Annotated in this window: 5 protein-coding genes; 3 read left to right on the top strand and 2 right to left on the bottom strand. The window is 71.4% G+C overall.

The features are described from left to right. The coding region (gene cobA, locus F6X68_RS28420) for a uroporphyrinogen-III C-methyltransferase (protein WP_151457134.1) at window positions 1-750 on the top strand (750 nt) is incomplete at its 5' end. A 138-nt stretch (window positions 751-888) separates the two neighbouring features. Here cobA and otsB read toward each other — a convergent pair. Further along, window positions 889-3,450, bottom strand: coding sequence for a trehalose-phosphatase (gene otsB / locus F6X68_RS28415; RefSeq protein WP_370519000.1), 2,562 nt, complete (start codon window positions 3,448-3,450; stop codon window positions 889-891). A gap of 38 nt (window positions 3,451-3,488) precedes the next feature. Continuing rightward, complete coding sequence (locus F6X68_RS28410; protein ID WP_151457132.1) at window positions 3,489-4,889, bottom strand: trehalose-6-phosphate synthase; 1,401 nt, start codon at window positions 4,887-4,889, stop codon at window positions 3,489-3,491. Between the two features lie 332 nt (window positions 4,890-5,221). On the opposite strand from F6X68_RS28410, the gene ettA reads away from it, so the two are divergent. After that, window positions 5,222-6,898, top strand: a complete 1,677-nt coding sequence (gene ettA, locus F6X68_RS28405) for an energy-dependent translational throttle protein EttA (RefSeq protein WP_151457131.1) — start codon at window positions 5,222-5,224, stop codon at window positions 6,896-6,898. Window positions 6,899-6,919: 21 nt separating this feature from the next. Further along, entirely contained in the window at window positions 6,920-7,366 is a 447-nt protein-coding gene (locus F6X68_RS28400; RefSeq protein WP_151457130.1) for a thioesterase family protein, read from the top strand. Window positions 7,367-7,429 lie beyond the last annotated feature (63 nt).

Here is a 7,429-nt window from a genome sequence, read left to right as displayed (position 1 = left end):
GGTCCGGGGGACCCGGAGCTGATCACCGTCAAGGGCTGGCGGCTGCTCACCGAGGCGGACGTGGTGGTCGCCGACCGGCTCGTCCCCGGGCTGCTCCTCGACGAACTGCGCCCCGACGTCGAACTCGTGGACGCCTCCAAGATCCCGTACGGCCCGTCCCGGGGCCAGGAGGAGATCAACCGGATCCTCGTGGACCGCGCCCTGGCCGGGAAGTTCGTGGTGCGGCTCAAGGGCGGCGACCCGTACGTCTTCGGCCGGGGCGGCGAGGAACTGCTGGCCTGCGCGGCGGCCGGCGTGCCGGTGACCGTGGTGCCCGGCGTGACCAGCTCGATCGCGGCTCCGGCCGCGGCGGGCGTCCCGGTCACCCACCGGGGGGTGGCCCACGAGTTCACCGTGGTCTCCGGGCACGTCGCACCCGACTCGCCGGCCTCCCTGGTCCGGTGGGAGGCGCTGGCCGGGCTGCGCGGCACGCTGGTCGTGCTGATGGGGCTGAAGAACCTCGCGGCGATCACCGCGACGCTGATCGCGCACGGCAAGCCGGCGGAGACACCGGCCGCCGTGGTGCAGGAGGCGACGACCGGGGCGCAGCGGGCGCTCCGCTCCACGCTCGGCGCGGTGGCCGCCGACGTGGCGGCCGCCGGGCTGCGCCCGCCCGCGGTGGTGGTGCTGGGGGACGTGGTCGACGCTCTCGCCGGGGCTGGACCTGAGGAATTTCCGGGCAGCCCACTCGCTCCGGGCGGTCAGGCTTGATCCCTGCGCGAGCGGGCTGCCCGGAAATCCCCGGTGGGCGTTGCCCGTGGGGCGGCTCGGGTTCGACCGGGCAGAGTCAGACGGGATGACGACGGCGGCCGGAGACACAGTCTCCGGCCGCCGTCGTCGCCGGTCAGGTCACTGCTTGAGCATGTTGTCCAGCAGCAGGGCGCAGCGGATCAGGCCGAGGTGGCTGTAGGCCTGCGGGTGGTTGCCCAGCCCGCGCTCGGCCATCGGGTCGTACTGCTCGGGCAGCAGGCCGGTCGGGCCGGCGGTGTCCACCATCTGCGAGAACAGCTCCTCGGCGTCGGTACGCCGTCCGGTGCGCAGGTACGCCTCGATGAGCCACGCCGTGCAGATGTGGAAGCCGCCCTCCCGCCCGGGCAGGCCGTCGTCCCAGTGGTAGCGGTAGACGACCGGGCCGCTGCGCAGGTCCGCCTCGATCCGCAGGACGGTGGAGAGGAAGCGCGGGTCGTCGCCGGGGAGCAGGCCGGAGAGCCCGATCCATAGCGACGAGGCGTCCATCTCCTCGTCCCCGTACGCCACGCTGTAGGCCTCGACGGTCTCGTGCCAGCCGTACTCCAGCACGTTGGCGCCGATGCGGTCGCGCAGCTCCACCCACTCCGGCCGGTCCTCGCCGCCGTGCTGGCGCATGACGTGCAGCGCCCGGTCCACGGTCATCCAGCACATCACCTTCGAGAAGATGTGGTGCCGCGGGGGGAGGCGGGCCTCCCAGATGCCGTGGTCGGGCTCGTGCCAGCGGCGGCGGACCGCCTCGACCATGTTGTCGAGCACCCGCCACTCGTCCTCGCGGACGGAGCCGCGGGCGTCGGCCACGGCCGCGATCAGGTCCGCGATCGGGCCGAAGACGTCGAGCTGGAGCTGGTGGTTGGCGAGGTTGCCGACCCGGACCGGCCGGGAGCCGGCGTAACCGGGCAGGGTGTCGATGACCGCCTCGGCGCCCAGTTCGTAGCCGTCCACCGTGTAGAGCGGGTGCAGCCGCTCCGGGTGCCCGCCGGTGCGCTCGATGCACCCGTCGACCCAGCGCAGCAGCGCCTCGGCCTCCTCGATCGAGCCCAGGTCGACCAGGGACCGCGCGGTCATCGCCGCGTCCCGCAGCCAGCAGTAGCGGTAGTCCCAGTTGCGGACGCCGCCCAGCTCCTCCGGCAGCGAGGTGGTCGCGGCGGCCAGGATCGAGCCGGTGGCCTCGTGGCAGAGCCCGCGCAGGGTCAGCGCGCTGCGGACCACCAGGTCCCGGGCGGTGCTCGGCAGCCGCAGGGTGGCCACCCAGTCCTTCCAGGGCTGCTCGGCCAGGGCCTGCCGCTCGTGGACCGACATCCGGTGGTGTTCCAGGCTGTGCGTGCCGAAGCGCAGCTCCAGCACGACCTGCCCACCGGAGGCGGAGAGGTCGACGACGGCCTTGGCCGTCTCGTAGCCGCCGTCGTTGGTGACCTGCCACTCGACCCCGGGCGAATAGAGCGCGACCGGCTCGTTGGAGCCGAGCACCAGCAGACCGTCGCCGATCGGCTGCAACTGCACCGCGACCTGGCCGAACTCGGGCCGGGGCGCGAACTCCAGCCGGGCCCGGCCCGAGCCGGTGAGCACCCGGACCATTGTCGAGTCGCCGGTCACGACGGCCGGGCCGTCCGGCGTGGTCTCCCTGGCCGGCTTGTCCAGCCAGTCGGTGACGGTCAGGCCCGACCACCGGGTCTCGACGGTCATCGTCCCCGAGCGGTAGCGCTGCCCGAGCGGGATGCCCCCGCGCTCCGGGGCCACGCTGAAGTGCCCGGCGGGGCTGCCGCCGACCAGGTCGGCGAAGATCGCCGCCGAGTCCGGCTTGGGGTGGCAGAGCCAGGTGACCTTGGCCTCGGGGGTGAGCAGGGCCACGGTCCGCCCGTTGGCCAGCATCGAGTGCCGCTCGATGGGCACCGCGCGCTCGCCGAAGAGCCAGTGCCGCCGGGTCTCCAGCAGCAGGCCGAGGGCGCGGGCGGCCTCGATCGGTTCGGCGACCCGGTAGCCGGCCTGGGTGTCACCGGGGCCGATCTTGATGCCGACGTCCGGCCCGTGCAGGTTGCCGAAGGCGTTCTCGTCGGTGACGTCGTCGCCGATGAAGAGCACCGCGCTGGCGGAGAGCTGGGTGCGCAGCTGGTCGACGGCCGTGCCCTTGTGCGTGGCGACCACCGACAGCTCGATGACCTCCTTGCCCTGGGTGACGGTGACGTCGTCCCAGGTGGCGGGGCCGCTGCGGACCGCCTCGATGGCGGCAGCCGCGATCTCGGGGGCCACCCCGCGGGTGTGCACGGCGACGCTCGCCGGCTTGCGCTCCAGCCGGATTCCCGGGTGGGCCGAGGCGATCTCGCGCAGGGCGTCGCGCAGCCGGGTGCGGACCGCGATCAGCTCGGGGGAGAGCCGCTCGACGAAGCCGATGTCGAACTCGGAGCCGTGGCTGCCGACGAGGTGGACCTCGCTGGGCAACCGGGAGAGGGCGGCCAGGTCGCGCAGGGCCCGCCCGGAGACCACCGCCACGGTGGTCTGGGGCAGGGCGGCCAGCGCCCGGACGGCCGCCACCGACTCCGGCAGCGGCACGGCCTTGCTCGGGTCCTCCACGATCGGCGCCAGGGTGCCGTCGTAGTCGCAGGCGATCAGAAGCTGGGGTACCCGGGCGATGCGGCCGATGGCCGCCCGCAGTTCCGGGTCCATCGTGCCGGCCGCCGGGGTGACGATCTCGTTGGCGGCGTTCACGCGTCCTCCGATTGAGGCACACCGAGCTCGGTGAGGAAGGACTTCGCCCAGTGCCCCACGTCGTGGGTGCGAAGATGGCGTTGCATTGTCCGCATTCTGCGGCGTGCCTCCGGCTTCTCGACGTGCACGGCCCTCAGCAGGGCGTCCTTGACCGCGTCAGGGTCGTGCGGGTTACACAGGAACGCCTGACGCAGCTCGGTGGCGGCGCCGGCGAACTCGCTGAGCACGAGTGCACCGCCCTGGTCGGCGCGCGATGCGACGTACTCCTTGGCTACCAGGTTCATTCCGTCTCGCAGCGGGGTCACCATCATCACGTCGGCGGCGGCGTACATCGCGGCGAGTTCAGTGCGACTGTACGACTGATGCAGATAATGCACCGCCGGCACGCCGACCCTGCCGAATTCGCCATTAATCCGGCCGACCTCCCGCTCCACCTTCACGCGTAGTGCCTGGTAGTGCTCCACGCGCTCGCGGCTGGGCGTGGCGACCTGCACCATGACCGCGTCGGGAACTGTCAACTTTCCGTCAGCCAGCAGTTCGCGGAAGGCCTTGAGCCGCAACTCGATGCCCTTGGTGTAGTCGAGCCGGTCGACGCCCAGGATGATCGTCTTCGGGTTGCCCAGCTCCTCGCGGATCTCCTTCGCCCGGGCCTGGATCGCCGCGTCGGCGGCCAGCCGCTCCATCTCCTTCGTGTCGATGGAGATCGGGAACGCGCCGGCCTTCACCTGGCGCCCGTCGACCTGGATCATCTGCCCCTCGTAGCGCAGCCCGAGCAGGTGCCGGGCCAGCCGGACGAAGTTCTGCGCGGCGAGGCGCTGCTGGAACCCGACCAGGTCGGCACCGAGCAGGCCGCGCAGGATCTCGGTGCGGAACGGCATCTGCATGAACAGCTCGATGGGCGGGAACGGGATGTGCAGGAAGAAGCCGATCCGCAGGTCGGGCCGCAGCTCGCGGAGCATCGCCGGGACGAGCTGGAGCTGGTAGTCCTGCACCCAGACCGTCGCCCCCTCGGCCGCGACCTCCGCCGCGGCCTCCGCGAAACGGGCGTTGACCAGGCGGTACGCCTCACGCCAGCGGCGCTTGTAGGCGGGCGTCTCCACCGCGTCGTGGTAGAGCGGCCAGATCGTCGCGTTGGACTGGCCCTCGTAGTAGCGCTCCAGCTCCTCCGCGCTCAGCGGCACCGGGTGCAGCCGGATGCCCTCCAGGTCGAAGGGCTCGGGGGCGGCGCCGGTGCCACCGGCCCAGCCGACCCAGGTGCCCTGGTGCTCGGCGAGGACGGGGTGCAGTGCGGTCACCAGCCCCCCGGGGCTGCGACGCCACTGCCGTCCTTCGGGGGTGCTCACCTCGTCGACGGGTAGCCGGTTCGCCACTACGACAAAGGAGCTGCGGACGGTCACGTTCGGCCACCTCCGGGTGCTGACGGGTCAACCGCGAATGAGCGTACTGAGCGTAGCTGCGGCTTCTGGGGCCCCGTGCCGGAGTCACCTACCCTTCCCACGATGGTCCAACCCTTGGCGTGATCTTGTCGATACCCCTGCTCGGAAGCAGGGGTGGCGCGACGCGTCCGGAGGTTCGGGGGCGGGGTGATGTGGGCGCGACGCCGCGTACCTGTCAGGATTGAGGATGGCGTGCGTGCGGCCGGCCACCGGCCGGCGGCGGCGGGCGGAGGTCGAAGCCCGCGCCCGCGCCCGCCGATCCCAGTCGCAACCCTACGGAGGTAGCCCACACCGTGGCCCAGTACATCTACGTCCTGGAAAAGGCGCGCAAGGCGCACGGCGACAAGGTCGTGCTCGACAACGTGACGCTGAGCTTCCTGCCGGGGGCCAAGATCGGTGTGGTCGGCCCCAACGGCGCCGGCAAGTCCAGCCTCCTCAAGATCATGGCAGGGCTGGACAAGCCGAGCAACGGCGAGGCCCGGCTGATGCCCGGCTACACCGTCGGCATGCTCGCCCAGGAGCCCCCGCTCAACGACGCCAAGACCGTGCTCGGCAACGTCGAGGAGGCGGTCGCCGAGACCAAGGCAAAGCTGGAGCGGTTCAACAAGATCGCCGAGCAGATGGCCACCGACTACTCCGACGAGCTGATGGAGGAGATGGGCCGGCTCCAGGAGGAGCTGGACCACCTCGACGCGTGGGACATCGACTCCAAGCTCGAACTGGCGATGGACGCGCTGCGCTGCCCGCCGCCGGACGCCGACGTCACCCAGCTCTCCGGTGGCGAGCGCCGCCGGGTGGCGCTGTGCAAGCTGCTGCTGGAGGCGCCCGACCTGCTGCTGCTCGACGAGCCCACCAACCACCTGGACGCGGAGAGCGTCTCCTGGTTGGAGCAGCACCTGGCCAAGTACGCCGGCACCGTCATGGCGATCACCCACGACCGGTACTTCCTGGACAAGGTGGCCGGCTGGATCCTGGAGCTGGACCGCGGCCGGGCCATCGGCTACGAGGGCAACTACTCCACCTACCTGGAGAAGAAGGCGGCCCGGCTGGCCGTCGAGGGCCGCCGCGACGCCAAGATGAAGAAGCGGCTCACCGAGGAACTGGAGTGGGTCCGCTCCAACGCCAAGGCGCGGCAGACCAAGTCCAAGGCCCGACTCGACCGCTACGACGAGATGGCCAACGAGGCGGAGAAGACCCGCAAGCTCGACTTCGAGGAGATCCAGATCCCGCCGGGCCCGCGTCTGGGCAACACGGTGATCGAGGCGCAGAACCTCAGCAAGGGCTTCGGCGACCGGCTGTTGATCGACAACCTGTCGTTCTCGCTGCCCCGCAACGGCATCGTCGGCATCATCGGCCCCAACGGCGTCGGCAAGACCACGCTGTTCAAGACCATCGTCGGGCTGGAACAGCCGACCGGCGGCGAGGTCCGGGTCGGCCCCACCGTCTCGCTGTCGTACGTCGACCAGAACCGGCAGGGCCTCGACGGCGACAAGAGCGTCTGGGAGGTCGTCTCCGACGGCCTGGACTACCTCATGGTGGGCAAGGTCGAGATGCCGTCGCGGGCGTACATCGCGGCGTTCGGATTCAAGGGGCCGGACCAGCAGAAGCCGACCAAGGTGCTCTCCGGCGGCGAGCGCAACCGGCTCAACCTGGCGCTGACGCTGAAGATCGGCGGCAACGTGATCCTGCTCGACGAGCCGACCAACGACCTGGACGTCGAGACCCTCTCCAGCCTGGAGAACGCGCTGCTGGAGTTCCCCGGCTGCGCCGTGGTCATCTCCCACGACCGGATGTTCCTCGACCGGGTCTCCACGCACATCCTGGCCTGGGAGGGCGACGACGAGGACCCGTCCCGCTGGTTCTGGTTCGAGGGCAACTTCGAGGCGTACGAGAAGAACAAGATCGACCGGCTCGGCGCGGAGGCGGCCCGCCCGCACCGGGTGACCTACCGCAAGCTGACCCGTGACTAAGAGCGCGGACCGCAGCCGATCATGAGCGACCGCTTCGTCTACCACTGCACCCTGCGGTGGTCCGACCTGGACGCGTACGGCCACATCAACAACTCGCGCTTCCTCACCCTCTACGAGGAGGCGCGGGTGGCGTTGATGTTCGCCGGCGGCCGGGCGTGGGGGGTGGGCTCGTTCGCCGACGGCGTCGTGATCAGTCGGCACGAGATCGACTACCTGCGCCCGGTCGAGTACGCCCTCGGCCGGGCCACCGCCGAGGCCGCCCCCACCGTGCGCATCGAGCTGTGGGTGGAGGAGATCCGGGGCGCGTCCTTCACCGTCGCCTACGAGCTCTTCGACGGCGAGGTGCTGGCCAGCCGGGCCCGTTCGGTGCTGGTGCCGTTCGACCTGACCCGGCAGCGGCCCCGGCGGATCACCCCGGAGGAGCGCACGTTCCTGCTCACGTACGCGCCGCAGGGCGGGGTGGCGTGACGGCGGCCGGCGGGCCGGTCGCCCCGGCGGGGGTCGGTGGCGGCGGGACGGTCGCCGGTGGGC

Origin of the sequence: Micromonospora sp. AMSO12t, assembly GCF_008806585.1 — a bacterium.
GTDB classification, from domain to species: Bacteria; Actinomycetota; Actinomycetes; order Mycobacteriales; family Micromonosporaceae; genus Micromonospora; species Micromonospora reichwaldensis.
This window is presented reverse-complemented; position numbering and strand designations above follow the sequence as displayed.